Source organism: Providencia sp. UF-183, assembly GCF_058246155.1.
Map to the genome: position 1 here is coordinate 1 of NZ_JBSICD010000013.1, position 26,152 is coordinate 26,152.

At 39.1% G+C, this 26,152-nt stretch carries 15 protein-coding genes; 14 read left to right on the top strand and 1 reads right to left on the bottom strand.

Annotated features, from left to right (window positions below):
- Nucleotides 1-294 precede the first annotated feature (294 nt).
- From AC4IFT_RS13045 to kdsB, 6 genes are all read left to right on the top strand, one after another.
- Nucleotides 295-2,658 carry a DNA internalization-related competence protein ComEC/Rec2 gene (locus AC4IFT_RS13045; protein WP_490751527.1) on the top strand — a complete coding sequence of 788 codons (2,364 nt, stop codon included), beginning with the start codon at nt 295-297 and terminating at the stop codon, nt 2,656-2,658.
- 36 nt (nt 2,659-2,694) lie between these two features.
- A complete protein-coding gene (msbA, locus tag AC4IFT_RS13050; RefSeq protein WP_490751528.1) occupies nt 2,695-4,440 on the top strand; it encodes a lipid A ABC transporter ATP-binding protein/permease MsbA in 1,746 nt (581 codons plus the stop codon).
- Complete coding sequence (gene lpxK / locus AC4IFT_RS13055) at nt 4,437-5,435, top strand: tetraacyldisaccharide 4'-kinase (protein WP_490751529.1); 999 nt, start codon at nt 4,437-4,439, stop codon at nt 5,433-5,435. Before msbA ends, lpxK begins: the two co-directional genes overlap by 4 nt.
- 400 nt (nt 5,436-5,835) lie before the next feature.
- Complete coding sequence (locus tag AC4IFT_RS13060) at nt 5,836-6,051, top strand: cold-shock protein (RefSeq protein ID WP_219249263.1); 216 nt, start codon at nt 5,836-5,838, stop codon at nt 6,049-6,051.
- A 135-nt stretch (nt 6,052-6,186) separates the two neighbouring features.
- Nucleotides 6,187-6,366, top strand: coding sequence for a Trm112 family protein (locus AC4IFT_RS13065; protein ID WP_206086646.1), 180 nt, complete (start codon nt 6,187-6,189; stop codon nt 6,364-6,366).
- A gap of 5 nt (nt 6,367-6,371) precedes the next feature.
- Nucleotides 6,372-7,118 (top strand): 3-deoxy-manno-octulosonate cytidylyltransferase, encoded by a 747-nt coding sequence (kdsB, locus tag AC4IFT_RS13070; RefSeq protein WP_490751530.1) that lies wholly within the window; start codon nt 6,372-6,374, stop codon nt 7,116-7,118.
- A gap of 74 nt (nt 7,119-7,192) precedes the next feature.
- On the opposite strand, the gene elyC is transcribed toward kdsB, so the two are convergent.
- Entirely contained in the window at nt 7,193-8,020 is an 828-nt protein-coding gene (gene elyC, locus AC4IFT_RS13075; protein WP_490751531.1) for an envelope biogenesis factor ElyC, read from the bottom strand.
- A 338-nt stretch (nt 8,021-8,358) separates the two neighbouring features.
- On the opposite strand from elyC, the gene cmoM reads away from it, so the two are divergent.
- The 8 genes from cmoM to AC4IFT_RS13115 all read left to right on the top strand — a co-directional run bounded on the left by cmoM (nt 8,359) and on the right by AC4IFT_RS13115 (nt 26,115).
- A complete protein-coding gene (gene cmoM / locus AC4IFT_RS13080; protein WP_490736122.1) occupies nt 8,359-9,147 on the top strand; it encodes a tRNA uridine 5-oxyacetic acid(34) methyltransferase CmoM in 789 nt (262 codons plus the stop codon).
- Entirely contained in the window at nt 9,144-10,469 is a 1,326-nt protein-coding gene (gene mukF, locus AC4IFT_RS13085) for a chromosome partition protein MukF (protein WP_490736120.1), read from the top strand. Before cmoM ends, mukF begins: the two co-directional genes overlap by 4 nt.
- Nucleotides 10,450-11,175: a chromosome partition protein MukE gene (mukE, locus tag AC4IFT_RS13090; RefSeq protein ID WP_353242555.1), complete on the top strand. Its 726-nt coding sequence runs from the start codon at nt 10,450-10,452 to the stop codon at nt 11,173-11,175. The genes mukF and mukE overlap by 20 nt, the downstream gene beginning before the upstream one ends.
- Complete coding sequence (gene mukB / locus AC4IFT_RS13095; RefSeq protein WP_490736118.1) at nt 11,175-15,617, top strand: chromosome partition protein MukB; 4,443 nt, start codon at nt 11,175-11,177, stop codon at nt 15,615-15,617. Before mukE ends, mukB begins: the two co-directional genes overlap by 1 nt.
- Nucleotides 15,618-16,057: 440 nt before the next feature.
- On the top strand, nt 16,058-17,842 hold the full coding sequence (gene ldtD / locus AC4IFT_RS13100) for a L,D-transpeptidase (protein WP_490751532.1): 1,785 nt from the start codon (nt 16,058-16,060) through the stop codon (nt 17,840-17,842).
- Between the two features lie 365 nt (nt 17,843-18,207).
- On the top strand, nt 18,208-18,756 hold the full coding sequence (mepK, locus tag AC4IFT_RS13105; protein WP_490736114.1) for a peptidoglycan L,D-endopeptidase MepK: 549 nt from the start codon (nt 18,208-18,210) through the stop codon (nt 18,754-18,756).
- A gap of 39 nt (nt 18,757-18,795) precedes the next feature.
- Nucleotides 18,796-19,431, top strand: a complete 636-nt coding sequence (locus AC4IFT_RS13110) for an MBL fold metallo-hydrolase (protein ID WP_490736112.1) — start codon at nt 18,796-18,798, stop codon at nt 19,429-19,431.
- Between the two features lie 201 nt (nt 19,432-19,632).
- Nucleotides 19,633-26,115 (top strand): anthrax toxin-like adenylyl cyclase domain-containing protein, encoded by a 6,483-nt coding sequence (locus AC4IFT_RS13115; RefSeq protein ID WP_490751533.1) that lies wholly within the window; start codon nt 19,633-19,635, stop codon nt 26,113-26,115.
- Nucleotides 26,116-26,152: the final 37 nt, after the last annotated feature.

The following is a 26,152-nucleotide window of genomic DNA, read 5'->3' on the forward strand; positions in this document are numbered from 1 at the left end:
CCAACACCAACACCAACACCAACACCAACACCAACACCAACACCAACACCAACACCAACACCAACACCAACACCAACGTTATATTTAAAATAAACTAAAATAGCCCCATAAAAACCAAAATAGTATTTAACAACGAATTGTTACGAAGCGCTTCTCAACAATTTTGTAATTAATACTTTTTATACGATTTTTTTGGAAAGCGCTTTATAACGTTATATTTATGAATTAAAAGTTAATCGAATAGGGGGTAGATTAGACTCGAAATTTAAAAACAAATAAGAAATAAAGTTTAAAATGAGAATTTTTCAAAACAAAAATAGGGTGTGGAAATATAAAAATCAGGAATTGTCCTTAACATTGGTATCATTCGCTGTTATTGGTGGAATAGTACCCTTGTTATTTATGCCTAATCTTTTACATATTGATGACTCAGTTATTATTTTACTAGTTTTTATTTTTTTATTATTCATGCTTTTTTTGAATAAAAACCTCAAATTTATTTTATTGGTGATGACTTTTTTTCTATGGGGGAATTGGTATGGAAATAATATAAATAATAATATTTATTCGTTATCAGTAAAGCACCATTATTTGGACATAACTGTCATAAAGTTACAGGCTGAAGACAAAGAGAAAAAAATTAAAATTAGAATCGATAAAGTTAATAATAAAGAAATGTTTCCCCCGCTGTATGCAATATGGAAAAGCAAAGAAACTATATGTGCAGGGCAATCATGGCGAATTAATAGTAAGCTAAAGCCCTTACATAACTCTTTGAATGAAGGCAGTTTTAACCAGCAGCGGCACAAATTATCACAACGGATTATAGGCACATTAAAAAGTAAGCAGAATACAGTATTAAACTCTGAATGCTCGACAAGGCAAAAGATAATCAATCATTTTATGGAGCAAATGAGTACTTTAAGAAATGTTGGGATTATATATGGGTTAATGTTTGGAGAAAGAACACTATTGTCTGAAAAGCACTCGGTCTTATTGCAGCAAACGGGGTTAACCCATTTAATGGCGATCTCTGGCTTACATATTGGGTTAGCTTATTGTTTAGGTTTTTTTATCGCTAGACTAGTGCAGTATATGCTTCCTATCCGTTTTATGAGTCAAGTTTATCCCATTTTATTGGGTTTGATACTGGCAGTAATGTATGCGTGGATCTCTGGTTTTGCAATTCCAGCGACTAGAGCATTATTTTCATTGTCTTTATGGGTTTATATTCGGTACCACTCATCGTTATATTTCTCTTGGCAGTGGGCAATATGGAGTATCGCAGGGATTTTATTATTTGATCCACTTGCTATTTTATCCGATAGCTTTTGGTTATCGAGTTTTGCTGTCTTAGCAATTTTGTATTGGCTGACTGTTTTTCCCTTATCAACACGCCTAACTCAAAAGAAAATTATCGGTAAAGTCATTGGCTTAGTTCATCTACAGATTGGGTTGCTGATTTTATTGATACCAATGCAAATCATCGTATTTAATGGTATTAACTTCATGAGTATATTTGCTAATTTGTGGTTTGTTCCATTGGTCTCTTGGGGGATAGTACCCGCAATATTGGCTATTTTTTTAATACCAAATATAACATTGCAAAATTTAATTTTTGGTTTTATAGATAGAGTCATTGATTTTGGATTACTTCCGCTACCCTTTTTTAGCCGTTATTGGATGGATTTTTTTAATATACCCTATTATCTATTATTCATCTGCTGGTCTGTGGCTCTAATATACCTATTTAGCTGGTATAAAATGTATCTTTCCCTGATTGGCTGCATTGTTGCTTTGATTTTTATTGAGATGAGTAATGATAAAAAGCCAGAGCATGACTGGAGTATGACATTACTCGATATTGGGCATGGTTTAGCCGTTATTATTGAGCAAAATAATTTAGCTTATCTATATGACACGGGGAACGCTTGGAAAGGGCATAGCAATGCCAAAAGACAAATTATTCCTTTCCTAAAACAAAAAGGGATAATACCAATGGGGATGATTCTTAGCCATAATCATTTAGATCACACTGGTGGCGTTAGCGATTTACTTAAACAATACCCATGGCTAAATGTGAGAAGTAGTTTTGGAACTTATCTGACAAAACCTAAGCAAAAAAAGATTAATAGGATTAATAAGCTGGAACATTTACCTTGTGTAAAAGGGCAAAGATGGCAATGGGGAAAGTTGACGTTTGAAGTTTTGTGGCCAGAAAAATTGTCGGCTATTTCCCATAATAATGATTCGTGTGTTATACAGTTTACAGATGGACATCACAAAATTTTATTGACTGGAGATATAGAAAAGAAGGGAGAAGCAAAATTAGTTGAAGCTTATAAACAAAGCCTCCGTTCTTCTATTTTGTTTGCACCGCACCATGGAAGTCAAACCTCATCGACAAATCTATTGTTAAGAAATGTTCAACCATCAATGGTTTTGCTTTCGTCTGCAAGGTACAGTGCGTGGAAAATTCCATCGGAAAAGGTCTATCAAAGGTACAAAAAAAATAATATCCAATGGTTAAATACCGCTGAGAAAGGGCAGTTAACATTATGGTTTAAAAAAGAAAATGTCAGTATTCAGAGCTATCGCGATGAAATTTCCCCACGTTGGTATCATCTGTGGTTTGGCTTACCGCTATTTCCCGAGTAGAATAGTGCGCTTACATTAAGTCTGGTAATTAAAAGTATGAATGATAAAGACCTTTCGACAAAACAAACTTTTCGCCGCTTGTGGCCGATTATTGCGCCTTTTAAAGCGGGCTTAATTGTTGCAGCAATAGCTCTTATTATAAACGCTGCTGGCGATGCGTTTATGATTTCTTTATTAAAACCTTTATTAGATGAAGGGTTCGATAAAGCCGATAACGATGTATTAAAATGGCTGCCACTTGCTGTGTTAGGTTTAATGGTTGTCCGTGGTGGTTCTAGCTTTGTCTCAACGTATTGTGTTTCTTGGGTTGCAGGTAAAGTGGTGATGAATATGCGCCGCAAGCTTTTTGGCCATATGATGGGTATGCCAGTGAGCTTTTTCGATCAGCAATCCACAGGAACGCTTTTATCTCGAATTACTTATGATTCAGAACAAGTAGCGTCTTCATCTTCAGGTGCTTTAATTACAATCATTCGTGAAAGCGCTTACATCATCGGTTTATTTACGATGATGTTTTATTATAGCTGGCAATTGTCTCTTATTTTGATTGTTATCGCTCCTGTTGTTTCCATTACAATCCGTATTGTTTCTAAGCGTTTTCGCAAAATCAGCAAAAACATGCAAACAGGCATGGGGCATGTAACTGCGAGTGCGGAACAAATGCTAAAAGGGCACAAAGAAGTTTTAATCTTTGGTGGTCAAAAAGTTGAAACTGAACGTTTTTATAAAGTTAGTAACAATATGCGCCGCCAAAATATGAAAATGGTAACCGCATCGGCAATTTCAGACCCAATCGTGCAATTGATTGCCTCATTTGCGCTTGCATTCGTTCTGTATGCAGCCAGCTTTCCTGATATTCGTGATGAACTTACCTCTGGTACCATTGCAGTTGTTTTTTCATCTATGTTTGCGTTAATGCGCCCATTGAAATCATTAACGAATGTCAACGCACAATTCCAACGTGGTATGGCGGCTTGCCAAACATTATTTGCAATCTTAGATTCTGAGCAAGAAAAAGATGATGGGACTAAAGTCCTCAAGGATGTTAAGGGTGATATCAAATTTGAGAATGTCACTTTTACCTACGCGACAAAAGAGCATCCTGCATTAGATGATATTTCTTTTACTTTACCGGCGGGAAAATCAGTTGCATTAGTTGGGCGCTCAGGTTCTGGTAAATCAACAATAGCCAACCTAATTACGCGTTTTTATGACATTGATAAAGGTTCTATCCAAATTGATGGCCATGATATTCGTGACTACACCCTTTCCTCATTGCGTAGCCAAGTTGCACTGGTATCGCAACATGTTTACCTTTTCAACGATACGATAGCCAATAATATTGCTTATGCAACGGATGGAAGCTATAGCCGTGAGCAAATTGAAAAAGCGGCTGAAATGGCTTATGCCATGGACTTTATCGTTAAGCTTGATAAAGGGCTAGATACTGTTATTGGTGAAAATGGGGTCATGCTTTCAGGTGGGCAGCGCCAGCGTATTGCAATTGCGCGTGCTTTGCTACGTGATGCGCCAATTTTGATCCTTGATGAGGCGACATCAGCACTTGATACTGAATCTGAACGTGCAATTCAAGCTGCACTGGATGAACTACAGAAGAATAGAACATCGTTGGTGATAGCACACCGGTTATCAACAATTGAGAATGCAGATGAAATTTTAGTTGTACAAGATGGTCGTATCATTGAACGCGGTACGCATACAGCGCTGCTAGCGCAAAATGGGGCTTATTCTCAATTACACAGTATTCAATTTAAACAATGATAGAGCGTATTTGGTCCGGCAAGTCGTGGTTATATATCTTACTGTTACCGCTATCTTTTCTTTATGGATTGATAACAGCGATTCGCCATATAGCCTATAAAGTTGGGCTAAGTCGCTCTTGGAAAGCGCCAATACCTGTAGTTGTGGTGGGGAACCTCACAGCTGGAGGTAATGGTAAAACGCCAGTGGTTATCTGGTTGGTTGAATCACTGGTAAAAGAAGGCTATCGGGTAGGCGTTGTGTCTCGCGGCTATGGTGGAAAAGCAGAGAGTTACCCACTTGTTCTTGATGAACATACGCCAACAACAGCCGCTGGTGATGAGCCTGTTCTAATTTACCATCGCACTAAAGCCCCCGTTGCTGTAGCGCCTAAGCGCAGTGATGCAATCAAAGCATTATTAGCATTGCATGAATTGGATGTGATCATCACTGATGATGGTTTGCAGCACTATGCATTGCAACGTGATTATGAAATCGTTGTGATTGATGGGCAGCGGCGTTTCGGTAATGGGTGGTGGCTACCTGCGGGGCCGATGCGTGAGCGAGCGGGCCGCTTAAATAGCGTGAACGCCTTAATTGTTAATGGTGGTCAGCCAGAGGGGAGCGAAGTGTTAATGACCCTTGAAGGTGACACCGCCGTTAACATTGTAACTTCAGAAAACCAGCCTGTTACTCAGCTTCAATCCGTGGTTGCAATGGCTGGGATCGGGCATCCGCCTCGCTTTTTTGCCTCTTTAGAAAATAAAGGGATAGCGTTGGTGAATACCCACGCTTTTGCTGATCACCAAGATTATGAACAACAGCAACTGTCTGCTCTTGTTAAACCAACCCAAAGCTTACTGATGACTGAAAAAGATGCCGTTAAATGCCGCTCATTTGCGCAGCCAAATTGGTGGTTTTTACCTGTAAAAGCGCAATTATCATCCAATAGCGAGCAAAAAATCCTAAGTGAAATAAAAAAACTTATCACAAATAACAAAAACACTTGCCACTAACACTTCACTATGATAATAATATCGCCACTGTGATATAGGTCTAATTATTATGTATCTAGATGCAATACAGTAATAATTGGATTTTATACTAGCTTAATTTCACGCTCCGTTCTTTAGTTAGTCTTCATATCCTCGCACATCAACGCTGTTAAATCGTTGTTACTTAGTTTTGTCATCATAATGTCAAAATAGACTGTTAACTTCACAGTAGATGCGTGGTGCCTGAAATCTACATTTATGGGCGTTATAAAAGATGCACAATAATTTTAGTGCATGAATTGGTAAAAGTTTAATTACTCTTTAATGTATTAATAGATCGGCAATTTATAAATGGGAAGCAAGAAAGAGTAATGATACAAAAATAAAAAGGTATTGTTCTTAGAACAAAAGGAGTTTTAATATGAATTTTCAATTACATATGGGTCGAGTTAAATGGTTTGACGCAAAAGAAGGTTACGGTTTTATTTCGCCATCGAAAGGTGGAGATGATGTATTTGTGACAACAAAATCAATTGCTAATAAAAAAATCAAATCATTATTCGAAGGTCAAAACGTCGAGTTTTGCTTAACACGTAGTTCCGATGGCATAACGGCCGCTGACGTTATTGCTTACTAGAAATAACAGCACAATTTCTCCTGCTTTCATCCTCTCATCTTGGCAGGAGATCTTAATCAGAAAGATTAAAGTTAACGGTGATATCTGCATGTGATATCCTGACTCCAAGTGAGTTAAATCCATTCGGGAGAAAACATGGATCACCGTTTACTTGAAATCATTGCCTGCCCTGTGTGCCATGGCAAATTAAGTTATAACAAAGAACACCTCGAACTTATCTGCAAGTTTGACCACTTAGCCTATCCCATTCGTGATGGCATCCCCGTTTTACTCGAAAATGAAGCGCGCCAAGTCTCATTAGATGAAGGACAATAATCGCTATGTTTACGGTTATTATTCCTGCTCGTTATGCATCAACCCGTTTACCCGGTAAGCCGCTGGCGGATATCCATGGTAAGCCAATGGTTGTTCGAGTGATGGAGCAAGCCATAAAATCAGGTGCAAGCCGAGTCATTGTGGCGACAGACCACCAAGATGTGGCAAATGCAGTTATTGCCGCGGGTGGCGAAGCGTGTATGACTAACCCTGATCACCAATCGGGTACGGAAAGATTGGCTGAGGTTATTGATACATACGGCTTCTCTGATGATGAAATCATTGTGAATGTGCAGGGCGATGAGCCTTTAATTCCGCCTGAAATTATTAGCCAAGTTGCTCATAACCTTCAAGGCAGTAAAGCGAATATGGGTACTCTGGCTGTTCCAATTCATGATGCACATGAAGCGTTCAACCCAAATGCCGTGAAAGTGGTCACGGATCATGAAGGGTATGCATTGTATTTTTCCCGTGCAACAATCCCGTGGGATAGAGATAACTTTGCGGAAAGCCATGATTCAATTGGTGATTTTTTCTTACGCCACATTGGTATCTATGCTTATCGTGCAGGCTTTATTCGCCGTTACATCCACTGGGAAGCGAGCCCGCTAGAGAAAATCGAAATGCTTGAGCAACTTAGAGTGCTTTGGTATGGCGAAAAAATCCATGTGGATGTTGCTAAAGTGACACCGGGTGCAGGTGTTGATACACCCGAAGACCTAGAATTGGTGAGAAAACAGTTCTTATCATAGATATTTATTCGTTTTTACCAATGGCATGATGCGATAAAAAAGGCGTAACCTTAATGAGTTACGCCTTTTTGTTTTTATTCGGAAACAACCAATTCAGGTGTGCTGAGTGGTTCTTCCAAAGCTTGAGTATTGTCAGGTTTTATATGCCACCAAATCGTGCCAATAAACTCGTACCATGCACGCTCGCTATGACCGAAATAATAGGCCGAAGGAATGTATTTTTCCCATGGATTAATACCGCTGCTAATGGCTAATTGATTTGCAGGGGCTGGATAAGGTTGCATGCCTCTGTCAGTAAACATCGTAATGGCTCTTGGCAAATGATTAGCCGATGTCACAAGCAAAAATGGTGTTTTTCCAATAATTTTCTCAACTTCGTAAGCCTCTTCTTGAGTATCTTTGGGCTCAGTGAGTGGGATAGTATCTGACTCAGGAACACCCAATGATTGTGCAACTTTGGCTGCAACCTCAGCACTGCTTATCGTGCTGCTGGCTTTTCCGCCTGTGAATATCAGTTTACTCCCAGGGTGTTTAAGGTATAAACGCACGCCTTCGGTGACTCTTGGCAGGCTGTTACTCAATAAATTAGCGCTTGGACTCCAGTCTGGGTTATAGGTAAAGCCGCCGCCCAAGACCACGATGTATTTGATATCGTGTGGTGGGTTTTCTGTGATTAACTCATAGCGTTTATTAAATTTTCCCTCAATAGGGGCGAGCAAGTTGTCTGAAACAGGTTGTAAACCAAGCAGTGCGATGAGTACTAAACTCACGGTTGTTAAGCTTTTCCCCCATTTTTGCCAACGGGTAAACCACAGCAAAAGCAGCCCGATAGCCCCGATAATGAGCAATAGTGGCAATGGCATTAAAAGTGAGCCAATGTACTTCTTTAAGAAAAATAACATAATCAAGCCTATATTCAGGGGACTAACCACGGTCAATACTTGGTATAAGTCTGGCAAATTTGCTACATAAGACAACGAAAATTAACGTTAATAATGCCAAAATGAAATTCGCTGAGCAAAATAAACTACTATGCAAAAATATAGCTATTATCTGTTATAATTTACGTTTCAATTGTCGCCAACATCTTGTGTGATAAGCACAATACTCAGTGATAATATTCATGATTAGATAAATTTTCATCAAGATATGGATGAAACTGGTAAATTTTGGATGTTTTTGCGACAAATTGACCCATAAATATGCTGTAAATGACGAATGATAGGCAACTGGATAGCACATGGCAGACCGCAACTTTGATGATATTGTCGATAAATTTGCAAAAAATATCTACGGAACGACTAAAGGCAAAATACGTGAAGCGGTGGTTTGGCAAGACTTAACTCAACTATTAGAGACCCAGTTTAAGGGAAAAACGCTACGGATCCTTGATGCTGGTGGCGGAGAAGGCCATTTTTCGCGCAAATTAGCTGGATTAGGCCATCAAATCACACTTTGCGATTTATCCGAAGAGATGTTAGAGCGCGCTCGTGAGTTAGCCGAAGAAGAGGGAATTATTGGTAACATGCAGTTTGTCCATTGTGCCGTACAAGATATTGCACAATATGTTGATGAACCGGTTGACCTTGTTCTTTTTCACGCGGTTCTTGAATGGATTAGCGATCAAAAATATGCAATTGAACAGCTGGCAGATATAATCAGACCAGAAGGCGTATTTTCTGTCATGTTCTATAATGCAAATGGCTTGGTGATGCGTAATGCAATTTTAGGTAACTTTCATCTGGCAACGCCGCATATCCAACGTCGTCGTAAGCGTTCGTTGTCACCGCAAAAACCGCTATTTCCTCAACAAGTTGATGAGTGGTTAGCAGAGTGTAAGATGGATATCTTAGGGAAAAGCGGCGTTCGAGTTTTCCATGATTATTTGCAAAGTCGGCAGTTACAGCAAAAAGATTTTCCTGCGTTGTTGGCACTTGAACAACAATATTGCCGTGAGGAACCATATATCAGCATGGGGCGTTATATTCATGTCATGGCTCGCAAACAAATACAAAAGGACGATTTATGAGTGATTTTTCCCAGACCGTCCCTGAGCTCGTGTCTTGGGCACGAAAAAATGATTTTGCAATTTCACTTCCCGCTGAGCGTTTAGCGTTTTTACTGGCTGTTGCTGTACTGAACAGCGAGCGGGTAAATGGTGAAATGAGCGAAGTGGAATTGGTCGATGCCTTTCGTGAGGTTTGTAAAGGGTTTGAACAAACCACGGAATCACTGGCGGTACGCGCAAATAATGCCATCAATGATATGGTGCGCCAGAAAATATTTAACCGCTTTGCGAGTGATATTGTCGAAGGTAATGCAATCTATCGTTTGACCCCATTAGGCATAGGCATTAGTGATTATTATATTCGCCAGCGTGAGTTTTCAACGTTGCGACTTTCGATGCAACTTTCTATCGTTGCAGGGGAATTGCAACGTGCGGCAGAAGCCGCCGAAGAAGGTGGTGATGAGTTTTATTGGCACCGCTACGTTTTTGCCCCACTAAAATATTCTGTCGCTGAAATCTTTGATAGTATTGATTTATCTCAGCGGATTATGGATGAGCAACAAAACTCGGTAAAAGAAGATATTGCAGCGCTGCTAAACCAAGATTGGCAAGCGGCGATTGCTAACTGTGAGCAATTACTATCCGAAACCTCTGGAACACTTAGGGAATTGCAAGATACGTTAGAGGCCGCAGGGGATAAACTGCAAGCCAACTTGTTACGTATCCAAGAAGCGAACATGAATGCGCCTGTGTTTTCAGATATGGTTGATAGGTTAGTTTTTGATTTACAAAACAAATTAGACCGTATTGTGAGTTGGGGGCAGCAGTCCATTGATCTTTGGATTGGTTATGACCGTCACGTGCATAAATTTATCCGTACTGCGATTGATATGGACAAAAACCGCATATTTTCTCAGCGGTTACGCCAGTCAGTTCAACATTATCTCGACAGCCCTTGGGCACTCACTTACACCAATGCTGACAGGTTATTTGATATGCGAGATGAAGAGCTTGCCTTGCATGATGAAGAAGTCACGGGTGAGTTACCACCAGAGCTGGAATTTGAAGAATTTAGTGAATTAAATGATAGGCTTGCAGAACTAATGGAAGCAGAGCTCGCGTTCTATAAAACGGAGCAGCGTCCATTGGATGTTGGTCGTGTATTACATGATTACTTGCAGCAGTATCCGCAAAAACGTCATTTTGATGTGGCGCGAATTATTATCGATCAAGCTGTAAGATTAGGTATCGCAGAGGCTGATTTGGCGGGGTTACCGGCAGAATGGCAAGCTATTAATGATCACGGAGCCAAGGTACAGGCACATGTCATCGACAAATATTGAACAATTTATGCCAGTTAAGCTGGCTCAAGCATTAGCTAACCCTATTTTTCCAGAGCTAGACAGCCAATTGCGTTCAGGTCGTCACATTAGCATTGATGACCTTGATAACCACGCATTTTTGATGGATTTTCAGGAAGCATTAGAGCAATTTTATGCACGTTATAATGTTGAGTTAATTCGTGCACCTGAAGGCTTTTTCTATCTACGTCCTCGCTCAACCACATTAATCCCACGCTCCGTGTTGTCTGAGCTGGATATGATGGTGGGGAAAATCCTGTGTTACCTCTATTTGAGCCCAGAGCGCTTAAGTAACCAAGGTATTTTTACCTCACAAGAGTTATTTGAGGAGCTGTTATCGCTGGCGGATGAAAGCAAATTATTGAAATTTGTTAATCAACGCTCGACAGGGTCTGACCTTGATAAGCAAAAATTGCAGGAAAAACTAAGAACCTCCCTAAACCGTTTACGCCGTTTAGGTATGGTGCATTTTCTGCAAAATGATTCGAGTAAATTCATTATTAGCGAATCGGTTTTCCGCTTTGGTGCTGATGTGCGCAGCGGTGATAACCCGCAGGATGCGCAATTACGCATGATCCGTGATGGTGAAGCGATTTCCCTAGACGGTGAATTATCACTCAAAGACAGTGATGAAGACGAAGTCGAAGATAGCCAAGACCCAGCAGAAAGTGATGAGGATGAAGAATAATGATTGAACGCGGAAAATTTCGCTCACTGACGCTGGTTAACTGGAACGGTTTTTTTGCTCGTACTTTTGACCTTGATGAGTTGGTAACCACCCTCTCAGGGGGGAATGGTGCGGGGAAATCTACTACCATGGCGGCGTTTATCACTGCCATGATCCCCGATTTAACTTTGCTGCATTTTCGTAATACCACAGAAGCGGGAGCGACATCAGGTTCTCGTGATAAAGGTTTACACGGTAAATTACGCCCCGGCGTCTGTTATGCCATTTTGGATGTGCTGAACTCAAAACACCAGCGTGTCATGGTGGGGGTACGCTTACAACAAGTGGCTGGACGCGATAAAAAAGTCGATATTAAGCCATTTATGGTGCAAGGTGTGCCACTTGCCACTGTGCCGACAGAAATTTTAACGGAAGTGATTGACGGTCGTCAGGCTAAAGTTATTCCATTAAATGAGTTAAAAGAAAGGCTTGAAGAGCAAGAGGGTGTCTTATTCAAGCAGTTTAACTCGATTACGGATTACCACTCGATTCTGTTTGAATTAGGCGTATTGCCTAAACGTCTGCGTTCAGCAGGGGATCGCAGTAAATACTACCGTCTTATTGAAGCGTCGCTATATGGCGGGATTTCAAGTGCAATCACGCGCTCACTACGTGACTACTTACTGCCGGAAAACAGCGGGGTTCGTAAAGCTTTCCAAGATATGGAGGCGGCATTACGAGAAAACCGTTTAACCCTTGAAGCGATTCGTGTTACGCAATCAGATCGTGATTTATTCAAGCATTTGATTAGCCAAGCCACAGACTATGTTTCTGCGGATTATATGCGCCACTCAAATGAGCGACGTATTCACCTTGATGCGGCATTGGCAGCGCGTAATGAACTCTATGCGAGCCGTAAGCAACTCCGTGTTGAGCAAGTTCGCAGTGTTGAAATGGCGCGTGAATTAAATGAACAAAATGGTTCGTCAACAGAATTAGAAGCGGACTACCAAGCAGCGAGTGACCATTTAAATCTAGTGCAAGCAGCACTGCGCCAACAAGAGAAAATCGATCGTTATCAAGCCGATATTGAAGAATTAACATATCGCCTTGAAGAACAAAGTGAAGTTGTTGCAGAAGCGACAGAATCACAAGAAGAATTTGAAGCACGAGCTGAAGCGGCAGAAATTGAAGTTGATGAATTAAAAAACCAGCTCGCCGATTACCAGCAAGCACTGGATGTACAGCAAACCCGTGCGATTCAATACCAACAAGCGTTGCATGCGCTGAACCGTGCGCGTGAATTGTGTCAATTACCTGAATTAACCATTGATAATGCAGATGAATGGTTAGACACGTTTGAGGCCCGCGAACAGCAAGCGACAGAAGCTTTATTGGCACTTGAGCAAAAAATGAGTGTGGCAGATGCTGCACATAGCCAATTTGAGCAAGCTTACCAGCTCGTTAAGAACATGGTGGGTGAGGTTAGCCGCAGCGATGCCTATCAACAAGCGCGAGTATTATTGCGCGATTGGTCATCCCAACAGCATTTGGCGGAGCGTGTTCAGCCTTTACGCATGCAACTGTCTGAATTACAGCAGCGTTTAAGCAGCCAGCAAAATGCAGAAAGGTTACTCGCAGAGTTTTGTAAGCGCCAAGGTCAAAGCTATGAGCCTGATGAGCTTGATGCGTTAATGGCAGAGCTTGAAGCTCAGCAAGAAGAATTAAGTATTGGCGTCAATGAAAGTGGTGAAAGACGCATGCAAATGCGCCAAGAGCTGGAACAGATTCGCCAGCGTATTGCGCAACTTTCAGCGAAAGCCCCTGCGTGGATTGTTGCTCAAGAAGCACTAACGCAACTGAACGAACAATCGAGCGAAACATTTGATTCCAGCACCGCAGTTACTGAGTTTATGCAGCAATTGCTGGAGCAAGAGCGTGAAATTACCGTTGAGCGTGACGAAGTTGCAGCCCAGCGCCGCGACCTTGAAAAACAAATCGAGCGTTTAAGCCAGCCAAGTGGGGCCGAAGATAGCCGCATGTTAGCGTTGGCAGAGCGTTTCAATGGTGTTTTACTGTCTGAAATCTATGATGATATTACCATTGAAGACGCGGCTTATTTCTCTGCGTTGTACGGACCAGCTCGTCACGGTATCGTGGTTCAAGACCTTGATGTGGTTCGTAGTCAGCTGGATTCACTACAAGATTGCCCTGATGATGTGTATTTTATCGAGGGGGACCCATCTTCTTTCGATGATAGCGTTTTTGATGCACAAGAGTTTGAAAATGCGGTATTAGTGCGTTCATCTGAGCGTCAATGGCGCTATTCGCGTTACCCTGAATTGCCACTGTTTGGCCGCGCAGCGCGTGAAAGCCATTTAGAGTCGCTCACCGCAGAGCGTGATGAGCTTGCAGAGCGTTATGCGACACTCTCTTTTGATGTGCAAAAAATTCAGCGTGCACATCAAGCATTCAGCCGCTTTATTGGTCAGCATATTTCCGTGGCATTTGAAGATGACCCAGAAGCTGAAATTCGAACATTAAATCAAAAACGTACTGAGCTAGAGCGTGCTTTAAGCCAATTCGAAGAGCAAACCTCACAGCAACGCCAGCAGTTTGCTCAAGGAAAAGAAAGTTTAGCCTCTTTGAATCGTCTCTTACCTCAAATGGGGTTACTGCTCGATGAAACCTTGGCGGATAGAGCGGAAGAAATTAGTGAAGAGCTGATAGAAGCAGAAGAAGCGGCACATTTCTTAAATAAACATGGCCATGCGTTAGAAAAATTAGAGCCAATTGTAACGGTATTACTCAGCGACCCTGAGCAACACGACCAATTGCGTAAAGATTATGATACTGCAAAACACGCACAGCAAAATGCGAAACAGCAGGCTTTTGCGGTGGTTGAAGTTGTTCAACGCCGTGCTCACTTTAGCTACAGTGACTCGACGGGTATGGTCAATGAAAATGCCGACCTAAACGAAAAGTTACGCCAACGTTTAGAGCACGCGGAGACAGAACGTACGCGTGCTCGCGAGCAGCTACGTCAGCATCAAGCCCAATCTGCCCAATATCACCAAGTTTTTGCTTCATTACGTAGCTCTTTTGAAACGAAGCAGGAAATGCTGAAAGAGTTAGAAGTCGAGATGCAGGAAATCGGTGTGAAAGCTGACCCTGACGCGCAAGAACGTGCACGTATTCGCCGTGATGAACTGCATCAACGAGTAATGGAAAACCGCAGTCGTATTAATCAGTTAGAAAAACAGCTGACGTTATGTGAAGCTGAAATGGATAACTTACAAAAACGCCTGCGCAAACTTGAAAAAGACTATTTCCTGTTGCGTGAACAAGTGGTTTCGGCGAAAGCAGGTTGGTGCGCGGTGATGCGCTTGGTGAAAGATAACGGTGTTGAACGCCGCTTACATCGCCGTGAACTTGCGTATACGGATGGTGACAGCCTGCGTTCGATGTCGGATAAGGCGCTGGGGGCGTTACGTTTAGCTGTTGCAGATAACGAACATTTACGTGATGTTTTACGTTTATCGGAAGATCCAAAACACCCAGAGCGTAAGATCCAATTCTTTATTGCTGTTTATCAGCACCTGCGTGAGCGTATCCGCCAAGATATCATCCGTACCGATGACCCAATCGATGCCATTGAGCAAATGGAGATTGAGCTTGCGCGTTTAACGGAAGAATTAACTGCACGTGAGCAAAAACTGGCTATTAGCTCGAAAAGTGTTGCGAATATTATCCGCAAAACGATCCAACGTGAGCAAAACCGTATTCGTATGTTGAACCAAGGGTTACAAGCGGTGGCATTTGGTCAGGTTAAAGGGGTACGTCTAAACGTCAATATTCGTGAAAGTCATGCACTGTTACTAAGTGTGCTATCCGAAGAAAGCGAAATGCACCAAGACTTATTCACTAGCCAGCGCTTAACCTTCTCTGAAGCGATGGCAAAACTGTATCAACGTTTGAATCCACAAGTGGATGTTGGGCAGCGTTTGCCACAAACTATCGGGGAAGAGCTGTTAGATTACCGTAACTATTTGGAGTTAGATGTAGAGGTTAACCGCGGTTCAGACGGTTGGTTAAAAGCAGAAAGTGGCGCGTTATCAACCGGTGAAGCGATTGGTACGGGGATGTCTATCTTAGTGATGGTTGTGCAAAGCTGGGAAGAAGAGTCACGTCGTTTACGTGCGAAAGATATTATTCCTTGTCGCTTGCTGTTCTTGGATGAGGCAGCTCGATTGGATGCCAAATCTATAGCCACACTCTTTGAGCTGTGTGATAGGTTAGAAATGCAGTTAATCATTGCTGCACCTGAAAATATTAGTCCTGAAAAGGGAACTACCTATAAACTGGTTCGTAAAGTGTTTGGTAATAATGAGCACGTACATGTAGTTGGTCTGAAAGGTTTTGGCCAAGATAGCCCAGCAATTGAAGCCCCATTACAGCAATAATAGCGAATGTGATTTAATTAAATGCCGATATTTAGTAATAGATATCGGCATTTTTGTATCGATGAATACTTAACAAGGGGAGTCTTATTTAGCTAATTTGAATAAACCAGCAAGGCTCAAACTTATTTTTTAAACTTCATTTCATTATTATAAGTAAGGTTATTAATGAGCCAAATAAGAGCAGGTAAATACTTTTATTTAAAATAAAATTCAACTATGTTTAATGCGGAGTTTAATGAACTCAATACGCTGAATTGTTAAAGATGGGAATAATTCTACTTCTCAAGTGGCTGTTTGGCTTTTAATTATTTCAGATGATTGAACATTCAAAGTCACTAAAATTAGTCTATTCCTATAACATTATTGTTAAAATAAAATACAATCAAATTGCAACTATAATAAAAACTATTGTTATCCATGTAGTAACTTAAGGTGGATGTATGGCAAAGAGAAGAGTGAAAGCTCTGCAAGTCTCAGTAATATGTGGGTTAATGGCATTCCAATTCCCTGCATTTTCTAATGATGAAAATACGCAGCAAAGTGTAACCGAAGCTCAACAACCGCAAGTTGTTGAGGTTAAAGAATCGATTACGGTAACACCAACAGAGAGTATGGCAAAAATAACGGCTTCCCTTCCAGCAGATGTGAAGCCCGTTTTTGCTACACAACTCGCTAAGTTATATGCCGATAAGCAGATGAAATTGCTATGGCAAGATGAAACGGCAATTAGCCAATTCCAACAACAAATAGCCGAACTTTCACTTTCTGGTGTGCAACCGCAATTTAGTGAATGGTTAACTATGTTGGAAAACAATCAGCTTAGTGAGCTTGGTCGTGATGTTATTTTGTCTGATGCGATGCTTGGTTATCTCCAATATTTGTCCTCTATTGAAGCAAGTGGGCAATATTGGTTGTATACAAACCGCCCTTATAAAATCATTGCACCGACAGCGGCTCAAATGAAACCATGGTTAGATGCAGTCGAATCGCAGCGTCTAACTGAGTGGGTTAAAGGGCAAGCACCTAATCACCCACTGTACCAGCCAATGCGCAAAGAAATGCTAAAATTGCTAGCGTTGCCTGAAGATGAGTTAGAAATTGCGGGAACTAAAACATTAAAACCGGGGCAATCCAGTGATGATGTGCTTGTGTTGCGTAAAATTTTACAGCGTGAAGGTTTGTTAGGTGAGAGCGTTACGGAAGACGTTATTGAGACTGAAACGCCAGAAACGTTAGCACAAGTTGCAGAGCAAGCAAGCGAACAACCGAGTGAGGCTGTGGCAGCTGAACCCGCAAAACCTGCTAGTGCAGCGTCTAAAGTTTATGATCAAGAACTGGTCGATGCGGTTAAAAAATTTCAATTACAGTATGGCTTAGAAGCTGATGGTGTGATTGGAAAGGGGACTCGAGTTTGGCTAAATATGAAGCCCGTACAAAAAGCAGGCTTGATGGCGCTGAATATTCAACGTTTGCGTATTATTCCTGCGAGCAATGGCACGGGGATTTTAGTGAATATTCCGGGATATTCATTAGATTTCTATCTTAATGATGAAGTTATCCTCGATTCTAAGGTAATTGTTGGTCGTGCAGATCGTAAAACGCCAATTATGAGCAGTGCATTAAATAATGTGGTTATCAATCCACCTTGGAGTGTGCCGACAAGTATGGCACGTAAAGATATCGCCCCAAGAGGAAAACAAGATCCAAGTTACTTTAGTCGCAAAGGGTATACTGTTTATTCAGGTTGGGGAGCGGATTCCTATGAAATTAATCCTTACTCAATCGATTGGGATAATATCACCCCTGCAAATTTCCCCTATCGTATTCGGCAGGCACCGGGCCCAACAAATTCATTAGGGCGCTATAAATTCAATATGCCAAGTTCTGATGCGATTTATTTGCATGACACACCAAATCACAGTTTATTTAACCGTAATGCACGTGCGATAAGCTCAGGCTGTGTGCGTGTAAATAAAGCCAGTGAGCTTGCCAGTATTTTACTTGGTGATGCGGGTTGGGAGCAAAAACGTATTGATGGTGCTTTGAAAGAGGGGTCAACACGTTACGTTAATATCCCTGACCGAATTCCTGTCTATCTGTATTACCAAACAGCGTGGGTGGATAAAGACCAGCAACCGCAATACCGTGCGGATATCTATCAATATGATAATGGTATTGATAATGCGGATAAGTATTTGCCATTACTGAAAAAAATTATGCTGTAATATCTCGATAATAAATGAAGATAATAGAGGGGGAAACTCCTCTATTTTTTTCTTTTCCTGCCAATTCTGTTTAATTCCAAACAATTCCATTGTTAATTCATAACTTGCGATTATTATTTAAATTGAATTATTGATGTCGTGGCGATTTCAAATACATTACAGCAGATTTAACGTAATAATAATGTTAAGGCGCATAATTTAGTGATATGACTCTATTTTTGACGAATATTGCAATAAATTTGCCTTAAAGTATGCATATCTTTACATAATTATACATTAAAACTGACTATGATTTGCTAGACTCAATAGGTTGTCTGAAATTCATTGAATATTTATTTAAATTATTAGAGTCTGAGCTATCACCTATGGATATTATTGATCAAACCCGCAGAAAATGGCTGGGAATTGGCGCTGCAACAATGGGCCTCAGTTTGTTACCAAGTCATGTCTTTGCCGCCATGACGACACCACGTCCTCGCATTTTACGTTTTCAAAATATTAATACTGGCGAGTTTTTAAAAACAGAATTTTTTGACGGTCGCCGTTACAATAAATCTGAACTTGCCCGTTTAAATCATCTTTTTCGTGACTACCGTTGTGATAAAGTCAAAACGATTGATCCAAAACTGTTCGATCAAATCTATTTACTGCAAATGATGATGGGGACGAATAAACCTGTTCAATTAATCTCAGGTTACCGTTCTTTAGAAACCAATAATAAATTGCGCAGTAAAAGTTCAGGTGTGGCGAAAAAAAGCTATCACACGCGTGGACAAGCGATGGATTTTCATATCGAAGGGGTGCAATTAAGCAATATCCGCAAAGCTGCACTAAAAATGGGTGCGGGTGGCGTTGGTTATTACCCAAGAAGCAATTTCATTCATATTGATACAGGACCGACAAGAACGTGGTAATCTGTGCATAGGTGACACAGATTACGGAGTAATTGTTCGATGAAATATACTATTATCCCAGTAACGCCGTTTATGCAAAACTGTCAGGTTATTTGGGATGAAAATACGTTAGACGCAGTTGTGGTTGATCCCGGTGGTGAAGCGGAAAAATTGATTTCTGCTATCGAAAGCCGTGGATTAACACTCACAAAAATTCTGCTTACCCACGGTCATTCTGACCATATTGGCGCATCAGCCATACTTTCCAAACATTTTTCAGTGCCTATTTATGGCCCTCAGAAAGAAGATGCTTTCTGGATTGAAAATCTTGCAGAACAAAATGCCATGTTCTACATCGGAGAATGTCCTGATTTCACGCCGGATTACTGGCTAGAAGAAGGGAATAAAGTGACTTGCGGTGGCATTACTTTTGATGTGTTGCATTGCCCTGGGCACACGCCTGGTCATATTATTTTCGTTAATCATGATGATAAATTGATTTCAATGGGTGATGTGCTGTTTAAAGGTGGTGTAGGGCGTAGTGATTTCCCTCGTGGCAACCATCAAGATTTAATTGCTTCGATTAAAAACAAAGTCCTACCACTTGGTGATGATTACCAATTCATTCCTGGTCATGGCCCGATGTCAAACTTAGGTTTTGAGCGTAAAACTAATCCTTTCTTACAGAATGAATAGTTTACTGAACTTAATTATTCATAGTATCAAAAAATAACCCCTTTTTAGGGGTTATTTTACATCTGGAGGGTATAATTTAAAGTGATTTAAAACTATGTCCTAATTATATTCTTTGAATCTAGCTATATTTTTAATATTTGATATTTTAAATTGATTTTATTTCGATTTTAATATTAATTTTTTATTTATATAGGGATATATATGGGTAAGGTAAATGTCAATTCTACATTATCGTTGCAAGAAAACACCTCTGAGGGGAATAGCAAAGACTATGAAAGTATTAACTTACATCTCAAACCTTTAAAAAAAGATAATGATACGCCTGTTTCTGGTATTCCAGAAATACATCAAATTTTAATTAGCCAAGTTGCCAATGAGGAAAACATTGTTATTGGCATTCGCCCTATTGACCCTAAATCAACAAGTATTATAGAAACTGGAGAATACAGCAGCAAAGGGTTAGCGATAAAAGCAAAAAGTTCGGTTTGGGGACCACATACTGGATTTATTCCTGTACAACAGCAGTTTGCGAAAAAATCTGGGAGAGAGAATAGCAAAAAATATAATAGCTACTCTCAAGAGTCTATTAATGAAGGTAAAGCTATTGCTGTTATATTAGAAATTTCTCCAGAAAGAATTGAGGAACTTATACGATATAATACGATCTATTTTTCAGATACAAAAAAACAAGATGGATATAAAGAAATAACAGCATCTTTTGATAGGACTGAAAAAGTGTTTTTTCTGAAAAAAAGCATGAAAGATGGAGTGGATGTATGGAATGTATATCATCAAGAGAATAACAAAATAGAACCATTTTATGTTATTGGCGACCCTAAAACAGGAAAGGCAATGACCGCCGATTATGATGTTTTCAGTATTATTTTTCCGATGTCAGATTTAGAGCATTATGTAAAAGTAACACCAATGCTAACATGGGAAGAGTGGAAGGCTAACGTAAATTATGATGAACTAAATTCAGAACAAAAAAAATTATATAATAATGAAATGGAATATAATAGGAAAGAAGGAAAAGATAATGGAATTACAAATAAAAAAAATAAAGAAATAAAAAATAAGCTAAATAAAAAGCTTGGTCTAGCTGAGGGGATGGAGCTGATCCACCATGGTGCCGATGATGCTAACCCTGCGAGTATAATGAATGAAAATTTTCCCATTACCTTTTTATTACCGGAACGATTAAAAGGAAAAAGAGCCCTCACAGGCACGACGGAATCTATTGATACCTATTTTCATATGAACCCCCAAGGTGCAATCATTGTTAATAACGTTGAAGATCTTTCTAACTTTCAACAGTTATTAATAAATCAAGGCTATAGGGCTCCATTAAATAAAAAATGGAGTGAAGGGGATAATGGTCAATATTTCGATCCTAAACGTAAATTATCAGTCAGCTTTATTGAAGGGAGAGATGAAATAATACGAAAGAAAAGTATCAGTAATAATGATTCAAACACGGAAAAACAAGCTGTCCAGTTAGATACAGACTTTGATGATATTTATTTAAACATGCAGGAAGAGCATGAAAATAGCCGATTACCAGAAAGCCATTCTCCAAAGATGGACAATCTAGATACTTGGTTAGACCCGATGTTAATATACCGCCAAAATAAAGCTAATGATGCGGAAACGAATAGACCGGCAAAACAGACTGAATATACCTATAATATTATTATTCAAAATGGAGGTGATACAGAGTCAGCTAAAGCAACCGCTTATGCATTTTCTAAACACCCGGAAGACTCGATGGTTATTCAGTATGATATGGGCTCGAAGCAATATAAAATCTTACATGGAGATCTAAATAGAATTAATGTAGAAAAAGTACGTTGGATAACAATTGGCCATGGAGAATATTATGGCAATCATCAGCCAACTCTTTATATGGGAAAAAGTGCACAGCAATATGTAGAAGCATTAATGTACTTACGCAGGGAAGTTTTAAAAAATACAAAACCAGATAAACTTGTCATGCTTGGGTGTAATTTAGGTCGAGGGGGTGTTAATGAAAATTTTGCACTAAAAGCGACTAGCTTACTTGCTGAGAATAATATACTCGCTCCTGTCGTCTCTTATAATCGGCAAGTCGGGAATATGTATTTAGGGTCTAAGGTTATTTATCCGATTGATTTTGTAAGAGATACGGTAAATACTCAAGGTTACAAATTTGTCTATCAATACCACTCAGGCAGTGAGCAAGTCAGGATCAATAATAACTCGAGTACATTATATTTTATTAATGAGCTTCGCCGTGGTGAGCTGTCGCTCGCTCAGTTAAATGATTATATTGAGCCCGACCCTATGTATATGTTTAGGGATCCTGATACGCGAATTCTTGATAATAATTTACTTAAAAAAGTCGCTTATAATAATGATATTTATAAATTATTTGTTCAGGAGCTTAAAAATAATAGCAGTATTTTACCCAATGATTTTTATACTACTTTCTCTGCGCGATTAAATGAACTCGGCATTACAGATATTCCCATTTGGAAGATGGTTAACAGACAAAATATTCAAAAAAAAACATTAGAAAATACAATTAAGCATTCACAAGAATTAACCGTTATTATTAGGCTAACGGGAGATAAAAAAGGTTTATTACAAGCAGAGAGTTTAGCCGCTAGGAATCCTCAAAATACGCTAATTTTTCAAATGGATGTGGAAAGTAAAAAATATATTTTGGAATATGGTAAAGAACATTTAATATCTTTAGTGGAAAAACAAAAAATAACGAATTGGGTGATGATTGGTGATGCCGAAACAGTACGAAAGCCCACAAATGTATTATCTATTGAGTTATCGACACTCAAAAAACAATATCCGCTGATAGGTCCTGAAAATATTCTGTTTCATTCCGTTGGACCAGCAATGGGAACAGAAGCAGATGAGCATAAAATATTTCTTAGTAGTTTATCTGATGAGCTTAAATTACAAGGTATTAACTGTGAAGTTAAATCTAAATTTACCTACGAAGCTCCAACTAACCCCGGCGTGGTGAATAGTGACATTCCTACAACGACACTTACAGGCCGCTCCAATCAGCAACTCATTTCACTACTGGAAAAAATAGCGTTAAAAGATATTGACATTAAAGATATCAATTTAGAAAATCATCCATATCTTAAAGGCTATTTTACCGATGAAAATGAGGTATTAAATTATCATAAACTAGCTATTGCAGCGAATGACCCGATTATTTCGCCAAAGGTTAATCAATACTTTAATAGTGATAATGCAACGAGCCGCCAAGAATGGGATGACATATTTAATTATAACTTACCTACTAAAATACAAATTCAAGCACATGATACCTGTACTATATTACAAGCATTAAATGATGGAAAAACCACATTAAAAGATTTAAGTCTAAAATCGCGAAATCAACTTGAGTCTTTATTTCCATCCATAAGTGGTTTAGACAGTGGAAAAGTTTTATCTGCAATTAATAATGAAAATGAATTTTTATTATTAAAAAATCATTTAACAGAAATTAGTCAATTAAATGATAGTAATTTTATAGGTGAAAATGCCCCACTAAAAGATATGAAGCTGCAGCATATTATAGAACAATATGCCGATTCATTAATGCTAAAAAATCAGCAGTTTAATAACATAGTTAATAAAAAAAATAGCGAATACTCGGATATCAAATTAAATAAAGTTAATCATAATTCAATACGAGGATTGAACCATGTAAATGATTATGACGTGAATATGGGATTGTTATATGGTGTGGAGTTTCAATTAGCTGGAGAGGATTCGGCTTGTTTGTTTTTTGAACGTAAAACAGAATTAGAACAGAAACAACAACGGGGTATGCTTTCTGATGGGGAAGCAGAATTACTACAAAAAATACAAATTTATAATGAAGATATTATACAAAATATCACTAAAAGTGGCATAGAAGCCGCTGACCAATCGATACTTTCAGTTATTGATGCAAATAATAGACATTATCACACCATAGATAATTCTATCTTAATAATAAAAGGAAAATCAGTAAGCTATACCGTTAATCATTCTATTCGAGATGGAAATCATATTTACAGTTTATATGACCCTAATGGTTTTCAGCTTAGCATTAAAAATGCAGATGCTAATTTAGCAAAAAAACAGTTTCACCAGGTTATGATTAATTATTTTAAGGATGAGATCATTTTACCGGATGGAAAAAAAATAACGCGTAGTGAATATGCAGGATTTAGTTCAGATTCAAATGGCAGAATCAGAGCTGATCTCCAGCTTATTGATATTGACGTACCTGCGTTGCAACAAAATATTGGTCAGTATAAAACTCAGAAAGAACAAATTCAAAAAAACAAACACTTTTCAGACCCGGTTAACTGTTGGGTTTATATTGATGGTGAAAAAATATCTTTATCAAAGCTACAAGGATTGGGGGTAACAATTGACGGAAGACCATTAACTTTGCTTGACACAATATCGGAAGGGTGGAGCCACAAAATTCGTTTTAACGCTGAGAATCTAGCCGCCGAGTTAACAATGTTACAAGCGCAAAACGATGATGGCATGAGCTTATTAAAAATACTGCATAAAAAATCTAATGATGTTGATTCAATCATTAATTATGAGACGGATTTTAAGAATACACACATATTAAAAAAACAGCTTAAGATTATCTCCAAAGATATTGATATTAAAAATGACAAACAGTCTACGGAGCTAATTACAAATCTCTATAAAGCAGGTACTAAATTATCGCGCTTTCAACGGATTGGTAATCGTGCAGGCCAAGTTATGGGGGGGATTGGTGCTGTACAGACTTTAATTAGTTTACATTCATTGATTAATCAGTTGGATAACCCTGATTTAACGGATGAAGAGCGTTTAGAAGTTGAAAAGCAGCTCTATATTACCTGTGGCAGTGCTTTTGCAAATTACGGCGATATGATGTTACAGCCAGTTTTGCTTAAAATTGCCAATAGTGCAAGGGCATCTTCATTAGTGTGTTCCCGCTTAGCGGCAGGTGTTGTTATCGTATTTAATTTAGTTGGTATGGGGTTTGATGCTTATCAGGCGTATGACAATTTATCAAAATTAGATAGCGTGACAGACCCTAAACAACGGCAAGACTTAATGGTGAATGCCGCTTTATCTATCGCCAGCTTTGTGGTGAATGGTGTCACTGTTGTCGGGGTACTGATAGCTTCTTCAACCATACCCGTTATGGGGCTTGTCATTGGTGGAATTCTATTAGTTGGCGGTTGGGTTTATAACGGCGTAAGGGCTGTAGAAAATATCAAACAGCAAATTGACATTAGTTGGAGCCGGGAATTAGAGGAAGGGATACGAGGGGCCCTTGGGTTAGAACCGACGTTGCGTACAAAAAATGAATTAGCAATAGTTCAATATATAGAATTATTTAAACAAGAAGAATGGTTAAAATCCAAAGGTATATTTAAGCAAATTATGGGCCCTGAGGGCTTTCAACATCATTTAAAAATCATAGAAAAACCGATAACAGAACCTGAAGAACGTTTTTACCTAGTGTGTGATGGTGAAAGGATGATAGCAGGGTATAAAACAGATTATTTTGGAGGTACAAAAGAAACAAGTGGTTATAATGACCAATTTGTTGAGTATACGAAACAAGGTGCACCAAGTTTTACTCAAGAAGAGATTGATATTTTACAAACAGAATATGTACTCAATGTTAATGGTGAAGTAAGAAAACGTACAAGTGATGATTTACCCAGTAATTTTAAAGCTGAGTGTAAACCTGTATTGGACAGAAAATTAGTTGCTACTGAATCATCATCTGAATATTTTAATTTGAACAGGTCATATAATTCGTTATTGCTCTCAGAATTTAGACAGCGTCATGAAATTAAAGGTGGGCGTCGTGTATCTACATTAAAAAAACAGTTTGAAGCGCCAGGGGTTGGAGAGCCAAAACTGTATACAGTTATTAAAAAATATAAAAGTAGTGGCGCGTTCGATGAAAATAATGACCCTTACCACTATGTTGGAATGGAACTAACTAATGTAGACTTGATTAGAAAAACTATTATAGATTGCCAGAATGGTGGTAGTAGTTTTGATACTGGAGGTGGTGTTGATATTATTATTGGTAAAAAAAATCAGACTAATGCATTTCAAATATCATCTGGAGATAAATATTTAGCGGGTGGTGATAAAAATGATATTTTTTATTTAAATGATAAGGGTATATTAACTGTCAAGCCCTCTGAATCATTAGATAAAATAGTTACTGAAAATTTTAAGTATCTAGATGGACAAGGTGGAAATGATACGCTAATTATCAAGGGTAAATCTAATTTAGTTAAACATATTACTGTTAATTTAGCATCTGAATACCTTTCCTATTCCTCAGGTCGAAATTTAAACGACTTACATGAGAGCGTTGCAAATATTAAAAGTATAGAGAATATTATTATTTGGGGACATAAAACGGATGATGAAATTGATGGGGACGAGAGTGATAATATTCTCGATGGTGGTTATGGTAACGATAATATTAAGGGTTATGAAGGCAATGATAAGCTGCTATTGAGCTATGGTAATGCTTATGGTGGTGATGGGGACGATATATATTTTATACGTCGCTATGACTGGGAAATAGAAGCTGAAAATCATTTTTTATATAAAAAAGAGTACAATACAGAAAAAAATATTTAGAACAGAAAAAGGTTTTCAATGATAAGAGCCATGAATT

Excerpts from the sequence above, each read along its gene's own strand:
- AC4IFT_RS13045 (WP_490751527.1), top strand. The coding sequence starts at position 295 with ATGAGAATTTTTCAAAACAAAAATAGGGTGTGGAAATATAAAAATCAG.
- msbA (WP_490751528.1), top strand. The coding sequence starts at position 2,695 with ATGAATGATAAAGACCTTTCGACAAAACAAACTTTTCGCCGCTTGTGG.
- lpxK (WP_490751529.1), top strand. The coding sequence starts at position 4,437 with ATGATAGAGCGTATTTGGTCCGGCAAGTCGTGGTTATATATCTTACTG.
- AC4IFT_RS13060 (WP_219249263.1), top strand. The coding sequence starts at position 5,836 with ATGAATTTTCAATTACATATGGGTCGAGTTAAATGGTTTGACGCAAAA.
- AC4IFT_RS13065 (WP_206086646.1), top strand. The coding sequence starts at position 6,187 with ATGGATCACCGTTTACTTGAAATCATTGCCTGCCCTGTGTGCCATGGC.
- kdsB (WP_490751530.1), top strand. The coding sequence starts at position 6,372 with ATGTTTACGGTTATTATTCCTGCTCGTTATGCATCAACCCGTTTACCC.
- elyC (WP_490751531.1), bottom strand. The coding sequence starts at position 8,020 with ATGTTATTTTTCTTAAAGAAGTACATTGGCTCACTTTTAATGCCATTG.
- cmoM (WP_490736122.1), top strand. The coding sequence starts at position 8,359 with ATGGCAGACCGCAACTTTGATGATATTGTCGATAAATTTGCAAAAAAT.
- mukF (WP_490736120.1), top strand. The coding sequence starts at position 9,144 with ATGAGTGATTTTTCCCAGACCGTCCCTGAGCTCGTGTCTTGGGCACGA.
- mukE (WP_353242555.1), top strand. The coding sequence starts at position 10,450 with ATGTCATCGACAAATATTGAACAATTTATGCCAGTTAAGCTGGCTCAA.
- mukB (WP_490736118.1), top strand. The coding sequence starts at position 11,175 with ATGATTGAACGCGGAAAATTTCGCTCACTGACGCTGGTTAACTGGAAC.
- ldtD (WP_490751532.1), top strand. The coding sequence starts at position 16,058 with ATGGCAAAGAGAAGAGTGAAAGCTCTGCAAGTCTCAGTAATATGTGGG.
- mepK (WP_490736114.1), top strand. The coding sequence starts at position 18,208 with ATGGATATTATTGATCAAACCCGCAGAAAATGGCTGGGAATTGGCGCT.
- AC4IFT_RS13110 (WP_490736112.1), top strand. The coding sequence starts at position 18,796 with ATGAAATATACTATTATCCCAGTAACGCCGTTTATGCAAAACTGTCAG.
- AC4IFT_RS13115 (WP_490751533.1), top strand. The coding sequence starts at position 19,633 with ATGGGTAAGGTAAATGTCAATTCTACATTATCGTTGCAAGAAAACACC.